The organism is Rania fehmarnensis, assembly GCF_056494185.1.
In genome coordinates this window covers 5,015,627-5,039,616 of record NZ_CM151398.1, presented here as the reverse complement: position 1 = coordinate 5,039,616, position 23,990 = coordinate 5,015,627, and the positions used below count along the sequence as shown (strand labels likewise).

The 23,990-nt window shown below is 55.8% G+C and carries 16 protein-coding genes; 11 read left to right on the top strand and 5 right to left on the bottom strand.

What is annotated here, in order from left to right; genetic code table 11:
• Positions 1–610 precede the first annotated feature (610 nt).
• On the bottom strand, positions 611–1,489 hold the full coding sequence (locus tag SH573x_RS17025; protein WP_479348832.1) for a hypothetical protein: 879 nt from the start codon (positions 1,487–1,489) through the stop codon (positions 611–613).
• 360 nt (positions 1,490–1,849) lie between these two features.
• Positions 1,850–2,278, bottom strand: coding sequence for a chorismate mutase (aroH, locus tag SH573x_RS17020; RefSeq protein WP_479348831.1), 429 nt, complete (start codon positions 2,276–2,278; stop codon positions 1,850–1,852).
• 181 nt (positions 2,279–2,459) lie between these two features.
• Between aroH and SH573x_RS17015 the strand changes: the two genes are divergently transcribed.
• The 7 genes from SH573x_RS17015 (at position 2,460) to gatC (ending at position 10,430) form a co-directional block, all read left to right on the top strand.
• The gene (locus SH573x_RS17015; RefSeq protein ID WP_479348830.1) at positions 2,460–3,974 is read left to right on the top strand and encodes a sigma-54-dependent transcriptional regulator; all 1,515 of its coding nucleotides are present in this window, start codon (positions 2,460–2,462) and stop codon (positions 3,972–3,974) included.
• Positions 3,975–3,978: 4 nt separating this feature from the next.
• The gene (gene mutL / locus SH573x_RS17010; protein WP_479348829.1) at positions 3,979–6,057 is read left to right on the top strand and encodes a DNA mismatch repair endonuclease MutL; all 2,079 of its coding nucleotides are present in this window, start codon (positions 3,979–3,981) and stop codon (positions 6,055–6,057) included.
• 6 nt (positions 6,058–6,063) lie between these two features.
• Positions 6,064–8,139, top strand: coding sequence for an ATP-dependent DNA helicase (locus SH573x_RS17005; protein WP_479348828.1), 2,076 nt, complete (start codon positions 6,064–6,066; stop codon positions 8,137–8,139).
• 169 nt (positions 8,140–8,308) lie between these two features.
• Entirely contained in the window at positions 8,309–8,977 is a 669-nt protein-coding gene (locus SH573x_RS17000) for a hypothetical protein (RefSeq protein WP_479348827.1), read from the top strand.
• Positions 8,978–9,022: 45 nt separating this feature from the next.
• Positions 9,023–9,640, top strand: coding sequence for a sensor histidine kinase (locus SH573x_RS16995; RefSeq protein ID WP_479348826.1), 618 nt, complete (start codon positions 9,023–9,025; stop codon positions 9,638–9,640).
• A 176-nt stretch (positions 9,641–9,816) separates the two neighbouring features.
• Positions 9,817–10,086 (top strand): 50S ribosomal protein L28, encoded by a 270-nt coding sequence (rpmB, locus tag SH573x_RS16990; RefSeq protein WP_479348824.1) that lies wholly within the window; start codon positions 9,817–9,819, stop codon positions 10,084–10,086.
• A gap of 59 nt (positions 10,087–10,145) precedes the next feature.
• Positions 10,146–10,430: an Asp-tRNA(Asn)/Glu-tRNA(Gln) amidotransferase subunit GatC gene (gatC, locus tag SH573x_RS16985; RefSeq protein ID WP_479348823.1), complete on the top strand. Its 285-nt coding sequence runs from the start codon at positions 10,146–10,148 to the stop codon at positions 10,428–10,430.
• Positions 10,431–10,634: 204 nt separating this feature from the next.
• On the opposite strand, the gene SH573x_RS16980 is transcribed toward gatC, so the two are convergent.
• Positions 10,635–11,600, bottom strand: coding sequence for a sugar phosphate isomerase/epimerase family protein (locus SH573x_RS16980; RefSeq protein ID WP_479348821.1), 966 nt, complete (start codon positions 11,598–11,600; stop codon positions 10,635–10,637).
• Between the two features lie 272 nt (positions 11,601–11,872).
• Between SH573x_RS16980 and SH573x_RS16975 the strand changes: the two genes are divergently transcribed.
• The 3 genes from SH573x_RS16975 (at position 11,873) to SH573x_RS16965 (ending at position 19,379) form a co-directional block, all read left to right on the top strand.
• Positions 11,873–13,138 (top strand): copper amine oxidase, encoded by a 1,266-nt coding sequence (locus tag SH573x_RS16975; RefSeq protein WP_479348820.1) that lies wholly within the window; start codon positions 11,873–11,875, stop codon positions 13,136–13,138.
• A 95-nt stretch (positions 13,139–13,233) separates the two neighbouring features.
• On the top strand, positions 13,234–15,846 hold the full coding sequence (locus tag SH573x_RS16970; protein ID WP_479348819.1) for a YidC/Oxa1 family insertase periplasmic-domain containing protein: 2,613 nt from the start codon (positions 13,234–13,236) through the stop codon (positions 15,844–15,846).
• A 383-nt stretch (positions 15,847–16,229) separates the two neighbouring features.
• Complete coding sequence (locus tag SH573x_RS16965; RefSeq protein ID WP_479348818.1) at positions 16,230–19,379, top strand: PVC-type heme-binding CxxCH protein; 3,150 nt, start codon at positions 16,230–16,232, stop codon at positions 19,377–19,379.
• A gap of 171 nt (positions 19,380–19,550) precedes the next feature.
• Here the strand turns inward: SH573x_RS16965 and SH573x_RS16960 are convergent, their stop codons facing one another.
• Positions 19,551–19,934 carry a hypothetical protein gene (locus SH573x_RS16960; RefSeq protein ID WP_479348817.1) on the bottom strand — a complete coding sequence of 128 codons (384 nt, stop codon included), beginning with the start codon at positions 19,932–19,934 and terminating at the stop codon, positions 19,551–19,553.
• Positions 19,935–19,960: 26 nt separating this feature from the next.
• Complete coding sequence (locus tag SH573x_RS16955) at positions 19,961–20,992, bottom strand: M28 family peptidase (RefSeq protein WP_479348816.1); 1,032 nt, start codon at positions 20,990–20,992, stop codon at positions 19,961–19,963.
• A gap of 174 nt (positions 20,993–21,166) precedes the next feature.
• Between SH573x_RS16955 and uvrA the strand changes: the two genes are divergently transcribed.
• Complete coding sequence (gene uvrA, locus SH573x_RS16950; protein ID WP_479356752.1) at positions 21,167–23,953, top strand: excinuclease ABC subunit UvrA; 2,787 nt, start codon at positions 21,167–21,169, stop codon at positions 23,951–23,953.
• Positions 23,954–23,990: the final 37 nt, after the last annotated feature.

Genomic DNA, 23,990 nt, shown 5'->3' with positions numbered 1-23,990 from the left:
CTGTTCCATCGTGGTTGTTGTGACGCAGCTCCTAGCTGTGGTTGCGAAGTCGCTCCTAGCTGCGGATGCGAAGTCGCTCCTAGCTGTGGTTGTGAAGTCGCTGTTGATCCTTGCTGCGGACCTAAGTTCGGTCATCGTCTGCACGGCCTGCTGAGCAAGTTGCATGCACGTCACAGCTGCTGTGCACCTGCTTGCGATGCATGTGCACCTGCTTGTGAACCAGCTTGCGCTCCAGCTCCAGTTTGCGCTCCAGCACCTGTGTGCTGCGAACCAGCTCCTGTATGCTGCGATGCAGCTCCAAGCTGCTGCGAACCAGCTCCTTGCTGCGGTCATCGCCACATTCTCCGTAGCCTCATTGGCAAGCTGAAGGCTCGCCATGCATCTTGCTGCGAACCAGCTTGCGACAGCTGCAGCACCGGCTGCGATAGCTGTGGCGCACCAGCTGGCAGCTGCGGTTGCGGCATGTAAGCTTTGACTGAAAAGTCAGCATAGCTTGACAAGGCAACACTGAAGCGAAGCCTTGGCCAAGCCTTAAAACGATTCATGACGGCAGGGCTCGACTGGAGCGCCTGCCGTTTTTCGTTTCATCCTCGTGCCAGGCTAGACAATCTCAAACCATCATTTGCGCCAAGCCAGAGAGCCGGGTTCGCCAATCCCACTGGCCTTCAGTAGATGTCTCCCACCAGACCGCCAGAATTTCCGCCATCTGCTGGCTCCGCTCAGCTGGCATGCGTACCCATAGAGTCAGCGCCAGTTCCAATCGCGCCGCATTTAATTCACCCAACTGCACTTGCTCCGCCGCCGCGAGCACCACTGGGATCAATGCAAACTCTGCGACTTCACCCAGCACGTGGCCATGCACTGGCTCACTAAAAATCGGGCGATCAAGGTTCAGTTGCCCGAGCAACCAAGCCAGCCGCAAGACTTCGGGCAACTGCGGATCAACGTCCGTCAACATAGCCTCCATGTGCACGCGATTGGTATGCAAGTGCGCCAGACCATCACCACCAAATACCGGTTGAACGAGCAAGATACCAGCCGACTCAACCAGGAAATCGGGTTCGGTGGTCGACGCCATCATGGCAATCAAGCCGGGGCCACGAGCTTCCCATGCCGATTGCAGTGGAGCGACGCGCAAGGCGAGCTCTTCCAGCAAATTAGGAAAACGTCGGCGCAAACAGGCTTCGCATTCCGCAATCGTGTTGGCCAAACGACTAACGGCCGAGGGCGAGAAGTCGCCGCCCACCAGCCGCTTCATAACTCGCTCAGCCAGCTCAACGTTGACCGGCAAATCCGCGGCCAGTCCAATTAGCTGCCTCCAATAGATGCCGGGCGGAATTTGCCAGGTTTGCGCAAACCTGGCAAGTTCATCAGCGCTGCTCTGCATTTCAGCTTGCAACGTTTGATCGATTAGCGACCGACCGCTGGCGAGCACCCAAGCAGCATGCAAAGCAGAGACATCGACGTTCGGTTGCCAGCGCAGTTCCATTGTCTTCTTTCGTTCGATGACCGTAGAGTAGCTGTCCTCAGCTGCTCAGCACCCTCTAACCAAAGCATCATCCGACCGTAGAGCGGCTGTCCTCAGCTGCTCAGCACCCTCTAACCAAAGTATCATCCGACCGTAGAGCAGCTGTCCTCAGCTGCTCAGCACCCTCTAACCAAAGCATCATCCGACCGATTGACCGACATTACAAGCAAGCGACCTGCCGGGTGCCGAGCGGCTGGTGACAGCGGCTCTACATTACACGAGAGCGACTTGCCGGGTGCCGAGCGGCTGGTGACAGCGGCTCTACATTACACGAGAGCGACTTGCCGGGTGCCGAGCGGCTGGGGACAGCCGCTCTACGACCTACGACTTGCCCATCTGACCCGATATCCAGCTCTCCAGTTCGTTCCAGTCCACCGGCGGCAGCTTGGACAAATCCGGCCGCAAGCGGACCGCATCGTGAATGTATACGTGATGAATCTCACTCTGCGATCTAGTGGTGTTCCAGTGTACTAGTACGCGCACACACATGGCTAGCGAGTTGGGGACTTCGATTTCGTAGCCGCACAGCAATGGCACTTCCAGCCAACCGAGTTGACGAGCGGCCAGGGCTGGGAATTCGGCGTTGATGTCTTTGGTTACGGTAAAGATCGCGCTGGCGATATCGGTCGAGACCATTTCATTGCGTCGCACGAGCAGAGCCAGCATTTGCCGTGTGGCCTGCAGGATGGCTTCACGCGAATTGTCAGTAACCGTCGTCGCCCCGCGGACGCCTCGACACACCATGCTCATGCTGTTTCATCGCTTTCGTATTGATTTGTGGCATAGGCTTCCAGCCCAAACCTATGTGAAATTAGCCATGCATCAACCAGCGGGTTTGTCAAGGCGGCTCGCACAGGCACTCTGGTAGGGGCTACTATAACAAGGCTAGAAACCGGTGAAAGTACCACTAGAGCTTCGAAGTGCGCCTGCTATGAGCGAAACCAGCTACCCTCACGAAGTCGAAACCAGTTTTGATCCGCGCGAGTTTGCGGTGCTGATCGTCGATAACGATCGAGCGCACGCTCGGGCTATGTCGGAAAGTCTCGAACGCGTGGGCTATCGTTGCACAGTGGCCACCAGCGGTCCAGAGGGTACCGACGCCATCGAGCAGAACACCTTCGATGTGATCATTACCGATTTGGTCATGAACGATATCGACGGCATGCAGATCCTGCAATCGGCTCGATCTGTTCTGCCGGACTGTGAAGTCGTCATGGTCACTGGCCACGCGACGGTACCCAAGGCCGTGGAAGCCATGCAGCATGGCGCGTTCAACTTCTTGGAAAAGCCGATTACGCCCGGTCGTCTGCGAGCCGTCACGGCCAAAGCCATCGAGGCGGTGCAGCTGAAACAAACTAACCTCGAACTCCGTCAGCGACTGGATGAGAAGTTTGGTTTCGAAGGCATTATCTTTGCCAGCGATCGCATGCGGGATGTCATCGAGCGCATCAAGCGCATCGCGCCTACCGATGCGACCGTGCTCATTACGGGCGAAAGCGGTACCGGCAAGGAAATGATTGCCCAAGCCATCCATCAAAATAGCCCGCGTAAACAAAAACGCATAAAGGCGCTGAATACTCGGGCAGTATCTGAGAACCTGGTTGAAAGTGAACTGTTCGGCCACGTCAAAGGCGCGTACACCGACGCGGTCAGCGATCGCGTCGGCGCGTTTGAATACGCCAACGGCGGGACGTTGTTTTTGGACGAAGTGGGTGATATGCCAATGAGCACGCAGATCAAGTTGCTGCGCGTGCTGGAAGAACACAAAATTACGCGTGTAGGTGATAACAAAGCCATCAAGGTGAATGTGCGGTTGCTCAGCGCCACCAATCGTCCACTGGAGCAACTGGTCGAACTAGGCCAGTTTCGCAATGACTTGTTCTATCGTTTGAAGGTGGTCACGATTCACTTGCCGCCACTGCGCGAGCGCCGCGACGATATTGTGCCGCTGATGGATCACTTCAAAAAGATCTTCTTGCGGCGCCACAACAAACAACCGGCCAGTTTCTCGCCGGCGGTAACCAAGCGGTTCTTTGGTTATGCCTGGCCCGGCAACATTCGCCAATTGCGTAACTTTGTCGAGACGATGGTTGTCCTGGATACCGATCGCGTGTTGGACTTGGACGACTTGCCGCCGGAACTGATGGAAGACGGTGATCCCCAGTTGACGGTGCGCTCGGCGGGACAAGATCGACCCTCGGCCACTCCGACAGCTCACATTGAAGGGGCGGCAGGCGATTCGCATCTGATAGGTCAATCAATGGAGTCGATCGAACGCTGGGCGATCGAAGAGACTTTGAAGTTAACGGCTGGCAACCGTGAGGAAGCGGCCAAGATTCTAGCTATCGGTGCACGTACGCTGTACCGCAAGCTAGACAAGTATCGACATGATGATCACGCAGGTGAATCGCCTTCCGATTTGGCCTCGCAATCCGAGGATGATTAAGATCATGCCCACCATCCGCCAACTGTCCGCCAGTATTGTCAACAAGATTGCCGCCGGTGAAGTCATCGAGCGACCAGCCAGCGTCGTCAAGGAGTTGTTGGAGAATAGCATCGATGCTGGGGCTACGCGTATCGAGCTGGCCATCGAAAGCGGCGGGCTGGATATGATCCGCATCAGCGATAACGGTTGTGGTATCGTGCCCGAGGAATTGCCGTTGGCGATTGCCAGTCATGCGACCAGCAAGTTGCAAACGGCCGATGACTTGTTCGATATTCACTCGCTGGGCTTTCGCGGTGAAGCCTTGGCTTCGATCGCCGAAGTCAGTCACTTAACCATGCGCAGTCGCGTGGCCAGCGAACAGGCTGGGGCCGAGTTAGTCGTGCGCGGTGGCCAGGCCGAGCCGGTAGCACCTGCGGCGGCAGCTGTAGGCACAGTGATCGAAGTGCGACACTTGTTCTTCAATACTCCCGTGCGCCGCAAGTTCTTGCGGGCCGCGCAGACCGAAGCCAGTCACGTGGTCGAGGCCTTCACGCGCATCGCCTTGGCGTTTCCACAAGTGCATATGACGTTGCAAAGCGGCACGCGGCAGATGTTCGATTTGCCCAGCACGCACAACATGGTCGAGCGTATCGGCAAATTCTTCGGGCACGAGATCGCCGACGCTTTGATCTCGGTTGAAAGCCAACATGAAGAGATTCGCTTGCACGGCTTTGCGACCGACCCGGCCGTTAGCCGCAGCAACAATCGCATGCAGTATCTCTTTCTAAACGGTCGCCACATACGCGATCGTTCGCTACAACATGCCCTGGGAGAAGCCTATCGTGGTCTTTTGATGGTCGGCCGCTTCCCGGTCTGTTTTCTGCATCTGGAAATGCCGGCTCAGCTGGTCGATGTGAATGTGCATCCCACTAAGTTGGAAGTGCGTTTTCAAGAAGGTGGCAAGATCTATTCGCAGCTGTTGCAAACGTTGCGACATCGATTCTTGTCGACAGATCTGACGGCTCGCGTTCGAGGTGCTGACATCGAGCGCGCGCAGATGAATACGCAGTCAGCGCTGGGCACTGCCTCGGCTGCCGGATCGTTCGATGCATCGTATGGGCCGCCGCCCTCACGCGATGATGCTCGTTGGGAAGCGCATGCAGAACGCATGACCGCACCGGGTGGTGGTGTCGGTATTGGTACTGATAATCGTACTGGCATAGGCATGGGCGCTGGACAGCCGACCTTGACGACTCAACGTTTGCCACTGACGGCGACTCCGCCCGAGTTTCGTCCGTTCCCCAGCCTGGCTTCGCCGCTGTCACCGCATGCTGGATTCGAACCAGGGTCCGGATCAACTGCGCTGGCTAACCCTAACCAGGTTCAGTTTCCCGCGTCCGCATTTACTTCGAGCGACATGCCTGCGTTGGGAGGCGCCAGCGAAGCGCACTTTCCGAATTCGATAGGGCCGGCCGGTATGCCAGCGGTCGATCAGCGCATCGATCCTGCTCACCTCGATGTGCGCAGCGGCAGTAGTCACTTGGGCTTTCAGATTCATAATCGTTACTTGATAACGCAAGACGAACAGGGCATGGTGGTTGTTGATCAACATGCGCTGCATGAACGCATTCTGTATCAACAGTTGCGGATGAAATTGGATGAAGGCGCCTTGGAAAGTCAGCAGTTGCTGGTGCCCGAGCCGTTGGATTTAACACCGGCCGAAGCGGCGGCAGCGTTGGACTCGCGCGAACTGCTAGCCAAGATTGGTATCAATGTCGAACCTTTTGGTGGCGATACCGTGTTGATGACATCTTATCCAGCGATGTTGGCCAATATGCGTCCGGCGGATATGCTGCGCCAAGTCTTGCAACCGTTGATGGAAGGTGGCAAAGAACCCAGCGCTCGCGATTTGCTGGATGACCTGTTGAACATGATCGCTTGCAAAGCGGCGATCAAAGCGGGTGATAAGTTATCGCCTGAAGAGATTACATCGTTACTCGAGCAGCGTTATCACTATCAAGACACACATCATTGTCCGCATGGTCGACCAACTGCCCTGTTTTTCTCGCGTGAGCAACTGGACAAAATGTTTAAGCGGACATGATTAACGATGGATGTGGATTCGATTCTTGGCCCCGGCGGCAACGTAGCCAGGCGGCTGGGGAATTACGAGAACCGACCCGAACAGTTGGCGATGGCGCACGCCGTAGCCAAGGCCATCCGCGATAAAAAGCACTTGATTGCTGAAGCCGGAACTGGGGTAGGCAAAAGTTTCGCTTACCTGGTTCCAGCGATTCTACACGCCACGGCTGACCAGGCCGAGGATGCGGCTCCACCTGCCGATGGCCAAGAGAAGAGCAGTCATCGCATCGTGGTCAGTACGCATACGATTGCCCTGCAAGAGCAACTGATCGCCAAAGACTTGCCGCTGCTCAACAGCGTGATTCCCCGCGAATTCATTTCGATTCTAGTCAAAGGCCGCGGTAACTACCTCAGCCGTCGGCGTCACGATTTGGCTCGACTGCGCGCCAGTGCGTTGTTTGACGATCTGGAACATCAACAGCTCAGGCAGATCGGCTCTTGGATCGAATCGACCAGCGATGGATCGCTCAGTTCGCTGCCGTTTCGACCGACATCCGGGTTGTGGGATGAACTTTCCAGCAACGCTGATAACTGTTTGGGGCGCAAGTGCCCGACGCATGGCAAGTGTTTCTACTATCAGGCTCGTAATCGAGTCTGGAGTGCGCATATCATGGTCGTCAATCATGCGCTCTTCTTTAGCGACCTGGCGATGCGGAATGGCACCGGGTTTGGGTTGTTGCCCGACTACGATGCGGCCATTCTGGATGAATGTCATACAATTGAAAGCGTGGCCAGCGATTACTTGGGCATGGTCGTCACCAATGGCCAGGTTGATTACACGCTGAACAAGCTCTTTAATCCGCACACCGGTCGCGGGCTGCTGGTGGTCCTGGAATTAAAAGCCCTGCAAGACAAAGTGCAGCGCATCCATCGCGCCATGGATCAGTTGGTTTACGATGTTGATGTGTGGCTGGGTACAGACAAAAACGTCAAGACCTTGCGAGTACGCAGCAAACTAACCATTCCCAATCATGTTTCGACGATGCTGGCGGAATTGGGCAAGCAGCTGGAGGGCATTGCTGAGTTATCTGAGGAGGTGTCGCGTAAGACTGAACTGACTGGTCTGGCCAAGCGCTTGAAAGGCTTGGCTGATTCGCTGCACAGCTGGTTTGATTTCGCCGATGAGGGGCTGGTCTATTGGGCTCAGCGGGCGGTGACGCGGCGCGGGGATCTACGGATTGAGCTGCATGCGTCCCCGATCGATATCAGCACCTACTTGCGTGAGATGCTGTTTCAGAATGTGCCGAGTGTCATTATGGCCAGCGCTACCATTGCCGTCGGGGGCGACGCGCCCAGCCCCACACCGGCGCGCCCGGCAACCAAGAGTTCGGGTGGGCGAGCGAATGCCGATCAATCGAGCGCCAAGAATTTTCAATTCTTTCAAGCTCGCGTGGGGGCCAGCGGAGCGCGGACGATTCAGCTGGGTAGTCCCTTCAACTACGAGCAGCAAGCTGAAATCATCGTCTTGCCGCGGGCTCCCGATCCATCGTCAGAACCAGCCAAGTTCGAACAAGCGTTACCAGAGTTGATCAAGCATTACGTAGGCCGCACCGATGGTCATGCGTTTGTGCTCTTCACCAGTCATCATCTGCTGCGCAAAATGGCCACGCAACTCGGCGGCTGGTTTGCCCAGCAGCAGTTGGCGCTCTTCAGTCAAGCGGAAGGCTTGCCACGAACGCAGCTGCTCGATCAATTCCGACGCACTCCGCGTTCGGCTTTGTTTGGTACCGATAGTTTTTGGCAGGGAGTCGATGTGCCGGGCGATGCGCTGCGCAACGTGATCATTACCAAGCTGCCCTTTAGCGTACCCGATCATCCACTGCTGGAGGCTCGACTTGAAGCGATCCGGGCGGCTGGTGGCAATCCCTTTCGCGACTATCAGATTCCAGAAGCAGTCATCAAGCTGCGTCAAGGATTCGGGCGACTGATTCGCACGGCCACCGATTCCGGGATCGTAGTCATCCTCGACTCGCGTGTGGTTACGAAAGCGTATGGTCAGATTTTCTTGGATTCTTTGCCGAAGTGTCCCATTCGTCGGCACTAAAGTGTCTCCTTTCGCTCCGCGAAAGGATACCAGCCTGCCTTTCGCGGAGCGAAAGGAGACTAAGGCCTTTCGCGGAGCGAAAGGAGACCGAGTGCTGGTCGGGCAGGGGGTGGGCTAGTATCATGAGGGCCGGCGCAGTTCAGCTACATCCAGAAGCTTAAAGAAACCTATGGCGGCACGTTTACCTCTGATTGTTTCGCAACCTTCTCGGCGCGATGCCTCCGCTGTGGACTTGATCGAAAACCTGGTGGCGGGAGCCTTGCTGGTTCCGCGACTGGATGCCAACCTGGTTGGCGATATTGGTTCGATGGAGTTGGGCAGTACCGATTACTTGTGTTTGCAAGGGCTGACACGCGATGTGATCTTGGCGAGTTATCTGGAGCTGGGGGCTGCGACTGAGGCCTGGACGCGGTTAGGACAGTCGGGACATTTTGTTGATTGTGGTCTGCCGGTGAATGAATTGCGGCGGGTCGCGGCCACGGCTGGGAACCAACGACGCATCTTCTATTTTCGCTTGACCGCGCACACACGCGTACCGGTTTTGTTGGATCAATGCCAAGAACTGGTCAATTCTCAAGCAGCTCAACTGGTTTCAATTCAATTAGGCGGCACGCTGCCGATTACGAGCAAGCAGTCACCGGCTGCGGGCAATGGGAAACGCGACAACTCCGTTCCGCTGGCCAATGTTGCCGGCGATGACCAGCCGCCGAGGTCAGAACTTAACAAGCCAGCGCTCAGCCCTGGGTTTGTGGTTCAGGCGGCCAGGGACGAACCTGAGCAGTCAGAGTGGTCGGCTCTTGATAAGTTGGTAGACGATTTAGACGCGCTCGATCTGTAACGAGCTGCGAGCCTTGGCCGCTGTTCAGTTGTCGAATGGATCACAATGACCGAACCACGCTGGATCGCTTATGAATTGCATGATGGTTTGATGCAGTGGGTTATTGGAGCCCGCATGCACGTGGCTGGCCTGGTGGCCGCTTTGAATGAACAGCGCTCCTCGGGCGATGTCCAGCAAGACCTTTCGCAAGTTCTGGCCTTTCTAAATCAAGCCACCGAAGAAGGGCGGCACTTGATTCGATTCATCGAAGGTCTGGAGGATGGCCAAGAGGCCGACGTGGTCAGTTCGCTGGCGGCGACCTGCGAGATTCTGTCGCGAAAGATTCGAGAGGGTCAGCCGCAGATCGAATTCCGTCGACCGACGGCGGACTGGCCGGAGTTGCCGCCGCCGAAAGCCTGGTCGATTGTCCGGATCGTTCAACAAGCGGCTCAGAACGCGGTGCGTCATAGCCAGGCAGCACTGGTGACCGTCACCATGTACCGCAACGCAGACGCGCTGCGCGTGGTGGTTCAAGACAACGGGATTGGCTTTGATCCTCAGGCTGAGTTCCCCGGACATTTCGGGCTGAAGAGCATGCGGCAACGGGCGCGTGAGGCCGGCCTCGATTTGCAAATCGAGTCTACGAATACAGGGACATGCGTTACCCTGGTGGTGGGGTTGTAGAGCGGGCGGCCGGTGGAGAAAAAAATCGCGAAAACAGATGGTATATCCAGGGAGTAAACGCAGCATTTGGCGTTGCGGGATCGCGTGGTTTGGGTATACTTTGGCCCTTTCGGGTGGCGATTTTTGCTTGGCCATCGATGTTCATTTTCGGATAGATGAGTTTGGGAGCAACGTAAATGGCCCGCCATTGCGAAGTCTGCGGTAAAACCGCCACGGTTGGAAATTCCATCGAAACACGTGGTAAAGCCAAGTATTTGGGCGGTGTAGGTACCAAGGTAACTGGTATCACGCGCCGTAAGTTTCAGCCCAATTTGCAGACGATTAAAGTCGAACTGCCTAGTGGACAACACAAGACCCTGAAGGTTTGCACCCAGTGCATTCGTTGCGGAGTCGTGCGGAAGGTTGTCAAACAGAAACCATTCCAACTGCCAACAGTTGCCAAGTAACGCCTGCGGGTCAATCTGATATTGGCTCAGTCTGCATTTGGAATTCAGCAGGTACAACTGTGAGTATCTCGACCGACGACGTACGCAAAGTAGCCAAGCTGGCCAAGTTGGACTTGTCAGCCGAAGAGCTGGCGATGTTTGCTGGACAGCTGAGCCGCATCGTCGATTTGGTCGAGCAGTTAGGCGCTGTCAATACCGAAGGTGTTGAACCGCTAGCTCATGCCATGGACGTGCACTCGGTCTTGCGCGCCGACCTTGTGCAGCCCGGCTTGGATCGGGCTGCCGCACTGGCCAATTCTCCGCAGCACGACGACGAGTGCTTCCGCGTCCCGCCGGTGATGTAGGAATCTTCGTAGCGGACTTATCGTTAGCGGACTTGTCGTAGCGGAAGCCGTCAAGGCTTTCGTCTTGAGCGCGTTACGAACACCAAAATGCTTGACGCATTCCGCTACGAACTTCGAAATGCTTGACGCATTCCGCTACGAACTTCGAAATGCTTGACGCATTCCGCTACGGATACCGCAATGCTTGACGCATGGCGCATCAAGTTAAGCCCAGTCGACGGTGCCTTTGGGTTCTTGCAGGACGATTGACTGCAAGAAGCTGATGGCTTTTTCCAGCCCTTCGCGGGCGGTCATGAGGCTGTCTTCGTGTTCGATCGAGAGAGCGTGATCGTAGCCGATCATGCGCAATGTTGAAACGAAGTCACACCAGAACTGTCGCGGGCTGCCATAACCCACGGTGCGGAAGAGCCATGAACGATTCAGTTCATCGCCGTAATGTTTGGTGTCGAGCACGCCGTTGGTGAGCGAGTTCCACTTCTGAATCGAAGTATCCTTGGCATGCACATGGTAGATCGCGCCTTGCAGAGCTCGTACGGCGGCGCACGGGTCGATGCCTTGCCAAATCAAGTGCGACGGATCAAAGTTAGCCCCGATTTCCGGACCGGCGGCGGCTCGCAGTTTTAGTAGTGTCTCGGGGTTATACACGACAAAACCAGGATGCATCTCGAGAGCAATTTGGCGAATGCCTTCGCGCCTCGCAAACTCAGTCGTTTTGACCCAGTAGGGAATGACGACATCTTTCCACTGGTAGTCGAGAATCTCTAGATACTCAGGTGGCCATGGACAAGTTACCCAGTTGGGCTGACGGTCACCGGGCGCGCCACCTGGGCAACCGCTGAAGGTGGCCACGACTTCCACACCTAACTTGCTCGCCAAGCGCACACAGCGCTCGAACGCCGCATGGTGCTCAGCGGCTAGTTGGGCGTTGGGGTGAATTGGATTGCCGTGTACGGACAAACACGAGATCTTCAGACCACGCGATTCGATCTTGTTCAAAAACTCTTTGGCTTTGGCGTCGCTGGCCAGCAATCCTTCCACGTCGCAATGATCGACACCCGGATAGGCACCCGCTCCGATTTCGACTGTTTGTACGCCTAAGCCTGCCAGATAATCCAGGGCTTGATCTAGCGGCATCGATCGCAAAATAACCGTAAAGACGCCAACTTTCATAGTAAGTCTGCTCGTGAAAATAGTGTGAAAGGTTCTGGGGGAGCCCCTGGATTGAACACTATGCGGCGGACAATATCAAGCATGCGCCGTAGCCACCGTCGCCAGACGGTGGACTGGGCAGGCAACGCATCCACCGCTTGGCAGTGGTGGCTACCTAGAATCGTTAGCCGGTTCTTTCCGCCATGACGCATGCTGGCGTGTTAAACTACAAGTTCAAGCATATGGACGCGTCGACGTGGTTAACTCGATGCCATACCTACCGAGGTTGATCTATGTTGTACCGACAACACTGGCTGCTGCTGTTTATCTTCTGGCTGTCGTGTATCTCCAACTCAATGGCGCAACAAGCTGATCCGATTCCTGCGGCCCCGGTAGAGAAAACTAGCGACAAGCCAACCGCGCCTTTACAAGATCCGCCTGATTATCTGGCAGGTCAGTTAGTTGAATGGGAAGGTTGGAAATTTCGTTGGCAGTTCCGCGATATCGAAGGGCTGATCTTAACTGACGTTTACTTTCGCGATCGCAAAGTACTCAAGTCGATCGGGCTGGCCGAAATCTACGTACCTTACGCACCGGGTTGGCCAAGGCCGCAAGACTTTGCACTGGGTGGTTTTCATGCTAATCCGATGCCCTTGGAGGTGGGACGCGATTGTGTGCCCGGTAGCGGTCAATGTCGAGCCTTCAATCGCGGCGGTGAGCGTTCCAAGGATAAGACCGCTGATGTGATGATTCACGAAGAGTCGTTGGGGTTGATGTATGCTGGTACGCAGGGCCGAGCCACGGGCAAGATGCTGGTTTTGTGGTGCATGGTGCATTTTCCCGGCCCCAAAGATGGTTACACATACATCTTGCGCTGGAAGCTCCAGTCCGACGGCATGTTATTCGGCGAAGTTGGCGCGACCGGCGGTCTGCAACATCTGGGCGTGGGTCAAGATACAGGCCGCGGCGTCTACGTGGGCTTTGATGAAGAAGAACCCGTCTTTGCACCATCCCATATCCATAACTTTTATTTTCGCATCGACTTCGACATCGATGGAGCAGAGAACAATGTTATCGAAGAGTTCAACTACCAACCGGACACCGAAAATCCGCTAATGGCCGCGCCGACCTGGCAACGCGGGTTCGCCGAAGGCTATCGATTCTCCAACGATACGACCTTTCGGTCGTGGCGTGTGATCAATACCAAGTCGCTCAATAAAATGGGGCGGCCGCGATCGTATCATCTGATCCCTGGCAGCAAAGGGTCATTCCGCGACGGTCAGAATTTGGCGGCTCTGCAAGGCGACTTCTTTGTCACACTTTACCATCCCGACGAGTATCCCTATACGACCAAAGATCCCCGCAAAATGCTCGATGCCCTGCAGAACTATCTCGATAACGAAAAAGTGGTCGAGACGGATTTGGTCGTGTGGTATCGCCTCGGCTTTGCCCATCATCCGCGCAGCGAAGACTATTCCGCTCAGCCGGTGGTCTGGCACCACTTTGAACTGATGCCCCGAGATTTCCTGGATGGGAGCCCGCTGACCCCGGCCAAGTAGGATCAGCACTAGCCAAGATTGGTCTCTACAGTGAGAATAGTTGGCCAAGAGCACGTATTTGTCCGTTTCTGTTCCGTTGTCAAAGAGACCGTCTAGTGGACCGTAATTTCCGCACGTTCCTGGTCATGAGCCTGGCTATGCTCCTGATCTTCGTCGGCCTGCAACGCCTATTCTTGCCCAACGTGCCCCCCAAAGCGGCTCAGCAAGTCGCCAACAAAGAGCAGGCAGACCAAGCCGCCGGCGATAGTGAAGGTCCTAAAGTCGACGCTCCGGCAGCCGCTGATCAACCTCCAGCCGCAAACCCAGAGAATCCAGAGGACGTTAAGCTCGACGAACCGAAAGCCGACGAAACCAAAGTTACCGAAGCCGAGGCTACGGAACCTAAACCTGCCGAAGCTGTTCCAGCCAATGCCGATGCAGCCAAACCCGATCCAGCCCAGCCGGCGCCCAAACTCGAGCAAGTTATAACGCTCGGTTCGATGGATCCGGCCAAGGGGTATCGCTTGCTGGTGACCGCGACCACGCGTGGTGGAGCGATCGAACGCGTTGAGTTGGTCGATGAAAAGAAGGTGGATCGGTTTCGTTACCGCGCGCTGGAGCATCGTGGTGGGTATCTGGGATATCTGGGTTGGCGGCCGACCGATGGCGGCGTCATGGTTATGACCGTGCCCGATAACTCACCCGCTCATCTAGCCCAAAGCCCGAACGTCGCTGGTGGTCTGCTGGCTGGTGACGTGGTGACAACAGTTAACGGTGTCCAAGTTCGTTCCTATGATGGTCTGCAGCGTGCTCTGAAAGACGTCAAGGCGGGCAAGACAGTCGAACTAGAAGTGATTCGTCAAACGGCTGGTGTGCCCACCCAGTTGAAGTTCACCACCGATCTTTCGCAACCGCCTTTAGATGTTCTGCGCACGCAGGAGTATCTGGCCGAGCAGGTGCCGGGTAACTTGCAGCGTCTGAGTTGTTTGACGACGCTGGCTTCGATCGATTCCTTGGCGATTCCCATCGGCATGCGTTCGATCAAGGGACTGGAATCAACGCTGGTAGATAACTGGGAGATGGTTCCGCTAAATGTGCCGGGAGGGCAGGGCGTTGAGTTTCGTTTGCCGCTGGCCGAAGCACTCAAGAGCGCCGGTGTGCCTGCCGACTTGGTGCTGGTCAAGCGTTATCGTCTACTGCCTTTCGATAGCCAGGCCACCAATGCGCAAGCTGCCAATGCGGATGCTTACACGTTGGACTTCGAGACAGTGGTTGAAAATCGTAGCGCTCAACCAGTGGATTTGTCGATTCGTCACGAAGCACTGGCGGGTATCACGTTGGAAGGCTGGTGGTATTCCGTAAAAGTCAGCCCTGATTTCTTCCGCGGCGTTGGTCAGCGCGATGTGCGCTATTGCGATGGCACCGATAATCACTACATCGTGTCGGCGCGATCCATATTTGATCGCGAACTCAAAACTCCGGCCGACGAAGGGCTATTTATCAATCCAGGTGGTGCACCGGCGGCACGCAGTTTGAAGTATGTAGGCTTGGACGCGCAATACTTTGCGGCTGCATTCCTACCGCACCCGGAAGATCCCGATGGATTAAAAGAGTTAAAGCAGGCTGGCAGTGACGCGGTGGCTCGGGTAACGAAGGTCGTCGCTTCGCAAGCTCAAGCGGTTAACACAGCTTTCTGGTTTGAATCCAGCAAGCACACGGTGGCTGGCAATGATCAATTCGCCACGCGTTACCGCATCTTCGCTGGCCCCAAGGATCCGCGGATGCTCAATTATTTTGGGCTGGATCGGTTTATCGAATACGGTTGGATTCCGTGGATTGCCAAGCCGCTGTCATTTGTGCTGTACGCCTTCTATAGCGTCGTACGCAACTACGGCATCGCCATTATCATGTTGACCATTTTGGTGCGCGGTTGCATGTTTCCGCTTGGACGCCAGGCAGCGATCAATGGTCAGAAGATGCAAGAGCTGCAGCCCGAGCTGAAGCGCATCAATGACACTTACAAGGACGACATGCAGAAGCGTGCTGAAGCCATGCGCGAGCTGTATGCCAAACATAACTTCCGACCGCTATCGGGGTGCTTACCTCTGTTCATTCAGCTGCCGATCTTCACGGGGTTGTATCGCTGTTTGAGCGTTGACATCTCGTTACGGCAAGAGCCACTGATACCTGGATTGTCCTGGTGCTCGAACTTGTCCAGTCCTGACATGTTGTTCGATTGGAGCGGATGGATGCCGGAGATCATCGCCGGCCGGGGCACAGGTTATCTGGGGCCCTATTTCAATCTGTTGCCAGTGATCACGATCGTGTTGTTCTTGGTCCAGCAAAAAGTGCTGATGCCCAAGGCCAATGACGAGCAGATGCAGATGACTCAGAACATGATGCAGATCATGACCATCGTCATGGGTGTGTTGTTCTTCAAGGTGCCCAGCGGTTTGTGTATTTACTTCATCACCTCCAGTTTGTGGTCGCTGGCCGAACGTCAGTTGGTCAAACGCCTGGTGCCCCCCAAGCCGCCTGCCACGGCGACCGTCACGCCCACGCCGGTGATTACTGGTCCATCCAATAACAATCGCAAACGCGAACCAAAAGAACCCGCTAAGACGAGTAACTTCAGCAAGAAGCTGAACGAGCTGAAAGAGATGCTGGAAAAGCCAGCCGTAAAATCCGGCACGCAACGCCGCGACGACAAGAAGAAAAAGAAGCGCTGATACCCGGGAGGGCGAAGGCTCCTGCTGAGCTAAACACGTCCCCGAAGACAAAGCATAGTCTCGGGGAAAGATAGTGGTGGACATTGCGCACGCTTAACGGGTTCATTTTTTAAAACGCAGAGACGCAGAGGATCGCAGAGAAGGCGCTGAAGGCCGCCTGTGACCTGCGAACTCTGCGTTTAAAAAAGTGCCTGCTGGGGAGGACCTTCGCCCCTTCGCCCTCCCGGACACTCGGTCGGAAGAGAAATTGTTTAGCAGGTTCTGAGCGCCTGAGGACGGTCGCTCTACATCGCTCCACCAAAGGCGCACGGCTTGCTATCGACTAGAATCAGGTGTGGGTCGAGGAGATTCTAGGTTCGCGGGATCTAACGAGGGTGGCTTCGATGCGCAATTGGCTTCACGGCGGTGTCATCTGTTTCTTGGGGCTAGTTTCGCTAATGTATCTGCAAGCGGACGAGCCAGCGCCTCAGTTAGGTGTTCGCGACCAACCGCTGTCGCCTCAAGATTCCAAAGACAAGCTCGAGCTAGCGGCCGGCTATCAGCTGAAGCTAATTGCAAACGAGCCGGATGTGGTCAGCCCAGTGGATGCGGCGTTTGACGATCGCGGCCGACTGTGGGTAGTCGAGATGATCGATTATCCGTTTCTAAGACCCGATCAGGCCGAGCCGCGCGGACGCATTCGCATCCTGGACGACAAAGATGGTGATGGTCGTTTCGAATCGTCGGCCACCTTCGCTGACAAACTGGTGATGCCCACGGGCATTGGTCTGTGGCGCGATGGGGCTTTGGTTACGCTGGGTGGTCAACTAGTGTGGATGCGCGATACCGATCACGATGATCAAGTCGATGAGCGTCAAGTCTGGCTGGAAGGATTCGCGCAGCAGAACGAGCAATTGCGAGCCAATCATCCGCGTCTGGAAATGGATGGCCGTTGGTACATCGCCTGTGGACTGCGCGGAGGCAAGGTACAAGTCGGCGAGGCTCTCCGAGGGGAGACGCCCGCCGAACCTATCGAACTCGGATCACGCGACGTACGCTTGGACCCACGCACCGGTCGCATTGAAGCAATTACCGGTCCGGCTCAATTCGGTTTAACTTCCGACATCGTCGGCAGTCGTATGTTCTGCAGCAATCGCAATCCATGTATCCAATCGGTACTGGAGCAATCATTGCTGACTGATAATCCGTTGGCCGGAATCGTACCGGCAATTCACGATGCTCTGGCCGCGGGCGAAGCTTCGCGCATCTACCCATTGGTCGACGCCTGGACAACCTCGAACTTGCATGCTGGTCAATTCACAGCCGCGTGTGGCGTGCATTTTCAACATGTGCCGGTAACCGAGGCCATGCCAGATGAACTCGTCAAACGCATCCACCGCGATACGCTGGGCAGAGTGTATGTCTGCGAGCCGACCGGTAGTTTAGTTCATCTGCAAAACGTAACGCATGCAAGTGCGCTCTGGCAAGCAGAAGAGTCCGACGTCGAGAGCAAAACAGAGTGGCTGGCCAGTCGCGATCCCTGGTTCCGTCCCGTCAATGTACTTAGCGCACCGGGCAGTGGTGTGTTGGTCATCGACATGCAGCGAGCGGTGATCGAACATCCCGAGTGGGTGCCTGATGAATTGAAGAATCGCCCCGATGAGCGTTTCGGAGAACAAGCAGGTCGACTGTACTGGATTGCAGAATCGGCCAAGGCCTGGCCAACTGACATGTTGAAGGAACTGCGCGATCGACCACTGGGTCAGCGTTCAGTGGATGAAATTGTTCAGCTCTTAAAGAGTGACGATCCATGGCTACGTAGAACTTCAGCCAGACTTTTGATCGAGCGCGACGCGGTCGAGGCCATTCCCGGACTCTTGAAATTGGTGGGTGTTTCCAGCCAGGCGAGTGTCGAGACACAAGTTCTTGCCTGGCAGTTGCTCAGCTTGTTTGATCCAGCGGCGCGTACGCACTTGGAACCGCAATTGACCGACATGCATCGCTTGATTCAGATTACGGCGCTCCGCATGTTATCTCGATTGCCAGTTACCACTGCAGCCGATGGATCAGAACCACAAGCGGAGGCTGCCACGCGAACGGCATTGCAAATCGCCACGACCACCGTTGATCCATGGTTGCGATTAGAAGCCATTATCAGTGCTGCTCGTAGCGTCGATGCGCTAAATGACCAGGAGGCTGCTTTGGCTGCGGAAGCTCTCGGTAAAACTGTTGCCGCACACACCGATGATCCCCACCTGCTGGTTGCAGCTGCAGGCGCTTCGAAGAAGTACGCGGCTAAATTCATGCTTCATTGGCTAGACGGGCTCGCCGAAATTGAACCGAACGCCGCAGCCGGGCAAGTGGGCATCACCAGTGCGCGCGACAGATGGATGGTGGCGGCAGCTCGACAATTAGTAGCACATATGCAGAAGCATGAGCAGGTTGAACTCGCCAATCTCGTCGCCAGGGTGCGTTATGTGTTGACCGAAGCTGAGCCGGTTAGCGATATCTCGCGACTGATTGCCCTCAGCGCCCTGCATCAGCATGCCAAGCTGCTGGTTGCCGAACAGCGCGCCAAGGAATCGTCCAGTGGAACCTCGGCGGACGCTGTGGCTGCGCTTGACCGACCATTGTGGCGTAAAGTGCGTGAGACGGCGCGCCTTACCGACAATGCCTTGCCCGTTCGCCTGGCTGCAATTGAACTCCTGGGACTATCGCAGCGCCGCGGCGATCGACAATTACTGACTGAACTATCGACCCAATCGCCCGATGGCCCCTTACGCGCGGCGGCGATCAAGGCCTGGGGCGAGCAAGGCACGCCCGCAGCCGATGATTTCTTGCTCCGGCAAGTTGGTACCGCAGGACCTGGGCTACGTCCTGTTTTGATCGAACAACTTCTGGCCACGCACAATCGGCAAGTTGCGTTACTAGGACTATTGAAGGATGGCGCGATTACGGCCAAGCAACTGGGTGCGGTGGAACTCAAGCGATTTGTCGATCGATCGCAAGGCGAAGTCAAACAGGGCTTTCAACAACAACTCGATTCGATTCTTAATTCCAATCGTGCTGCGGTTCTGCAGCAATATACGGCGTGCATGGAACTGTCTGGTGACGTCGCACGTGGCAAGCAAGTCTTCATCAAGCAATGCGCTGCTTGTCACCGAGTAGGTGACGTAGGTGTGCAAGTCGGACCTGATATTTCGGACTCGCGCGTGCACACAGCCGATAAACTGCTAACCAATATCCTCGATCCCAATCGGGCCATCGATAACAACTACTTTCGTTTCGTGGTGTTGACGAACGACGGTCGGACCCTCGACGGCATCATTGCCGAAGAGACATCGGATAAGGTGGTCTTGCGCTCTCAAAACGATCAACGGCATGTTCTCAATCGAGCTGACATCGATCAGTTGAAAGCGACCGGTGTTTCCATGATGCCCGAAGGGCTGGAATCGCAAATTGACCAGCAGTCGATGGCCGATTTGATCGCGTTCATCAAGAATTGGCGGTATACAGGCGGACAAGTGCCCAGTACAGTGAAGGCTGGAAAGTAACGCATGAACCGCAAATATCTCTATCTGCTGTGGGCGGCGCTGGCGATTTGGCTGCTGCTGTTATGCATTGGTACATCCCTCTATGCCCCAGCACCTGGACGGGGCGTCGAGCGGAGCGTTGATTGGCGTCGCGGAGCATTCGTCCTGACGTTTGTGGGTGGCTTCCTGGCTTTATGGATTGGTCTCGTAGCTCGAAAGCGATTGCCGCGCGTTCTCGGGGATAGCTTGACGGTACCCGATCATGGAAGCCCAGGCATCCAGGGCGGCCAAGAAGAGCACGGTCAACAGCCCCAGGAAGATAAACAGCCATAGCGCCAGTTTGGTGCGATCTTCGTCAACAAAGGCCGCTGCGAACACGCCGCAGCCAATCGCAGCTAACAAGATATTGTTGGATCGTCGTACGCCGCGTTGAAATCGAGCCCAGACCATCAGCGTCTTGCTGCGCGGTGTCTCTTGCCAGTTGGCACTGTGCCACTGAGGCGAACGCAGAAAACTCAGCCCAATTGCGCCCAGGATCGTAGCGATTCCAGTAACGATGCACAGTGTTGATTCCATTGTTGCACTCAGTGATTGGAGGTGTACTACTTTTGTGCTCTCAGCCACTCCATCAGCACATCAGCGACCTTGCGCAGCGAAGCACCCGAGCAATTTTCGGGGACATCAGCTTCGGTATGCCAGTAGGATTCACGCGAACCCGGTTTGGGGTAGTCAAAATCGATCAAGTCGATCGTGGGAATCCTGGCGATTTCATTTAGGGGCAAATGATCGTCGCGCACATTGTGCCGCGAACGCGGTATGAACTCCGTTACCTTGGCCCGTTTGGCTGCGGCCCAAACTTCTTTGACCACGCTCTCGGCCAGCCTGACACTATTTTCTTCTTTGTAGATGCTCAGTTGTTTGTCGGCCACCATATCGACGATCACACCCTTAGTGTATTTGCCCGGCAACTCACCCGCGGCTACTTGAGATGCGAAATGTTTCGAACCCAGAAAATAGCGTTCGCGGTCCCGATTGTCATCGAACAGAAATTCTTCGCCATCAAACAGGACCAAATCTACGCCGACTGCTAACTTGGTTTTTCCTAACACGTGAGCCATTTCCATGAACAGGGCCACACCACTGGCTCCGTCGTTGGCGCCGATAAAGGTGCCGCGAGGATTCACTGGATCGCGATCTGGAAAAGGCCGCGTGTCGTAGTGGGCACCGATGATGATGCGATTTTTGATTTCAGGTTGGAAGCGAATGATCAGATTGATCATTTCAACCGGTGAGCCGTCTTCTGGATGGCGCGTGGAGAATTTCTGTTGGTCTACTTTGGCGCCCAGCTCTTCCACGTGACTGATGATCATCTGTTGTTGCTTGGTCATGGCCGGCGAACCACTTGGGCGTGGACCGAGCTTGCATACTTCTTTCAAGTAGCCGTACGCTCGATTGTCATTGAATTCACTTTTTGGTAGCGGCTCGTTGACGGCTTCGACTTCTGTGCAGCCGGCGGTGAACAATCCGGCCAGCGCCAGCGTGAACCAGCTCAAGCTCGATACGAATTCTCCAGTCGAATTGAATCGGTTTGGTTGCGAAGAGTCGCGGTCATGCAGTTGATACAAACGGGCCATTGAGCTGGTTCCTGGTTGGCAAGATACATCCTTGCCCTCTAAGATAGCAGCTACCAAGGTATCTTGGCCACACCAGCCGATAGGACGCAACCGTTGGATTCCACTACTGTTACCGAAAAAGATTCCGCCTCACCATTTACCTTACCCAGATCCGAAGCCGTCGAAGCCGTTCGCCTGCGCGGCGTTCGGACCCATAATCTGAAGGGTTTCGATCTAGACCTGCCCCACAATCAACTGACGGTGATCACGGGCGTCAGCGGCAGTGGCAAGAGCTCGCTCGCCTTCGACACTATTTTCGCTGAAGGCCAACGGCAGTACGTGGACAGTCTGTCGGTTTACGCGAGGCAATTCCTGGACCAATTGCAGCGCCCCGATGTGGAGAGCATCGACGGTTTGCAACCAACTTTATGTATCGATCAACGCTCGGGCACCGCCAATCCCCGGTCCACGGTCGCGACGATTACGGAGATTTACGATTATCTGCGTTTGTTGATGGCCAAGGTGGGTTTGCCGCACTGTTTTGCCTGTGGTCAGTCCATCCAGCAGCAATCACCCGATCAGATCCTGGCAACTTTGATGGGCTTACCCGCAGGCTCGCGACTAACGGTGATGGCTCCAGTTGTGCGGGGACGGCCCGGTGGCCATAAAGATATCCTGGCGCAAGTTCGCAAAAACGGCCTGGTCAAAGTCCGAGTCGACGGCCAGATGTACGATATCGAAGCCGTCCCAGAACTGGCAGTGCGCAAGAAACACACGATCGATGCCGTGGTCGACCGCATCATTCTGCGCGACGGCTCGCAAGCTCGATTGGCTGAATCAATACGCCTGGCCCTCACGCTGGCCGATGGTTTGGTAACGATCAGTAGCGTCGACAAGCCGAGTACTGACAAGTCCAGCGACGCCAGCGCCAAGGCTGCTACAGATAACAGTACCGCCGACGAACGTTTGTTCAGCACGCGTTATGCATGTTCCAATTGTGGGGTCAGCTACGAAGAACTGGAACCGCGGACGTTCAGTTTCAACAGTCCTTACGGCGCTTGCCCTGATTGCCAGGGGATGGGGACTCAATTGCAGTTTGATGCTGACAGTGTCATCGTCGACTGGGATCGTGCTCCGGCCAGTGGAGCTATCTTGCCCTGGCACTCGGCCCCTACCAAACATAAGCGAGCCCTACGGACTGCGCTGGAGACATGGCTAACCGAAGTTGGTGGCACATGGGACGAGCCGCTGGCCAAATTGAAAGTGCCCGCGCGGCGACGATTGTTGTCAAGTATCACGGAGCACTTGACGCAACTGTATCATGCGGCCACTGCCCGCGAAGATACCGGCCAGTGCCAATGGTTAGACGCATTTCGCCAGGCACTGCCCTGTCCGACGTGCGGTGGTTCGAGACTGCGTCGCGAAGCACTGTCGGTTACCGTGGACAACCACAACATCCACCAGATTTGCAGTAAGAGCGTCGGCGAGGCCCTGAGTTGGTTGAGCGCCTATCGACCCGAGCCTGGACGCGAGCTGATTTCTACGCCAATCTTGAAACCAATTGCGCATCGCTTGAACTTCCTGGCCAAAGTTGGACTGGGTTATCTCACCTTGGAACGAGGTGCGGACACGCTCAGCGGCGGCGAACTGCAACGCGTGCGCTTGGCGGCCAGTATCGGTAGCGGACTGGTCGGCGTCTGTTATGTACTAGATGAACCGTCGATCGGTCTGCATCAGCGCGACAACGATCGCTTGATCGAATCGCTGCGCGACCTGCAGACGCAAGGCAATACGGTGATTGTCGTCGAACACGACGAGGCGATGATGCACTCCGCCGATGTCTTGATCGACATCGGTCCTGGGGCGGGTTCACGCGGTGGTGAGCTGATTGCAGTTGGCACGCCCAAGAAAGTGGCTGCGTGTCGACATTCACTAACTGCTGAATACCTGCGAGGCGAGAAAAGTGTCTCGCTGGGTAAGCAGCGGCGCGCACCTCAGAGCGGCAAATGGTTGAAACTGACCGGTGCCAATCATCACAATTTAAAGAATGTCTCGACCGAAATTCCTTTGGGGCTGTTGATTGGTATCACAGGCGTCAGCGGATCGGGCAAGAGCAGTTTGATTGGCCAAACATTGGCTCCAGCTGTGGCTCGAGCGCTGGGACAATCGGCGCGCAAACCCGGCCCCTTCAAAGCGATTGAAGGCATCGAGTGGGTGGACAAACTGATCGAGATCACGCAAGATTCCATCGGTCGCACGCCGCGCAGTACGCCTGCAACTTATTGCGGCGTCTTCGATATGATTCGTACCGTATTTGCCACGACGACCACTGCCAAGCAACGCGGCTTCTCTGCCAGTCGTTTCAGTTTCAACACCGGTAATGGTCGCTGCGCTCAGTGTCAGGGCCAAGGTCAAGAGAAAATCGAAATGAATTTTCTGGCCGACATGTACGTAACGTGTTCGGCTTGTGGTGGAGCCCGTTACAATCGCCAAACTTTGCAAGTCCGATTCAAAGAAAAATCAATCGCCGATGTACTGGCGATGAGTATCGATGAAGCCACGGAGTTCTTTGCCAACTTCAGCAAGATCCATCGCTTATTGAGCAGCCTGGAACAAGTTGGCTTGGGCTATCTGTCGTTAGGCCAAAGTTCTACTACGCTCAGCGGCGGCGAAGCCCAGCGTATTAAGTTGGCCACCGAATTGGCTCGCAGTGAAACGGGCAGCACGATCTACTTCTTGGACGAACCGACCACGGGATTGCACTTCGACGATTGTCGGCGATTACTGGGAGTGCTCGATGGACTGGTCGAGCGCGGTAACACGGTCATCGTTATTGAGCACAACCTGGACATCATCCGCGCCTGCGATTGGCTGATCGACCTCGGTCCCGACGGTGGTTCGGGCGGCGGTGAACTGATTGCTGCTGGTCCTCCAGAAGCAATCGCCCAGAGCGCGCGTAGTATCACCGGCAAATACATCTGAACCGGTAGCCACCGTCGCCAGAGGGTGGAGCAAGGTA

Excerpts from the sequence above, each read along its gene's own strand:
- rpmB (WP_479348824.1), top strand. The coding sequence starts at position 9,817 with ATGGCCCGCCATTGCGAAGTCTGCGGTAAAACCGCCACGGTTGGAAAT.
- SH573x_RS17000 (WP_479348827.1), top strand. The coding sequence starts at position 8,309 with ATGGCGGCACGTTTACCTCTGATTGTTTCGCAACCTTCTCGGCGCGAT.
- SH573x_RS16975 (WP_479348820.1), top strand. The coding sequence starts at position 11,873 with ATGTTGTACCGACAACACTGGCTGCTGCTGTTTATCTTCTGGCTGTCG.
- SH573x_RS16995 (WP_479348826.1), top strand. The coding sequence starts at position 9,023 with ATGACCGAACCACGCTGGATCGCTTATGAATTGCATGATGGTTTGATG.
- SH573x_RS16960 (WP_479348817.1), bottom strand. The coding sequence starts at position 19,934 with ATGGAATCAACACTGTGCATCGTTACTGGAATCGCTACGATCCTGGGC.
- SH573x_RS16965 (WP_479348818.1), top strand. The coding sequence starts at position 16,230 with ATGCGCAATTGGCTTCACGGCGGTGTCATCTGTTTCTTGGGGCTAGTT.
- SH573x_RS17015 (WP_479348830.1), top strand. The coding sequence starts at position 2,460 with ATGAGCGAAACCAGCTACCCTCACGAAGTCGAAACCAGTTTTGATCCG.
- mutL (WP_479348829.1), top strand. The coding sequence starts at position 3,979 with ATGCCCACCATCCGCCAACTGTCCGCCAGTATTGTCAACAAGATTGCC.
- SH573x_RS16955 (WP_479348816.1), bottom strand. The coding sequence starts at position 20,992 with ATGGCCCGTTTGTATCAACTGCATGACCGCGACTCTTCGCAACCAAAC.
- SH573x_RS17025 (WP_479348832.1), bottom strand. The coding sequence starts at position 1,489 with ATGGAACTGCGCTGGCAACCGAACGTCGATGTCTCTGCTTTGCATGCT.
- SH573x_RS17005 (WP_479348828.1), top strand. The coding sequence starts at position 6,064 with ATGGATGTGGATTCGATTCTTGGCCCCGGCGGCAACGTAGCCAGGCGG.
- aroH (WP_479348831.1), bottom strand. The coding sequence starts at position 2,278 with ATGAGCATGGTGTGTCGAGGCGTCCGCGGGGCGACGACGGTTACTGAC.
- SH573x_RS16980 (WP_479348821.1), bottom strand. The coding sequence starts at position 11,600 with ATGAAAGTTGGCGTCTTTACGGTTATTTTGCGATCGATGCCGCTAGAT.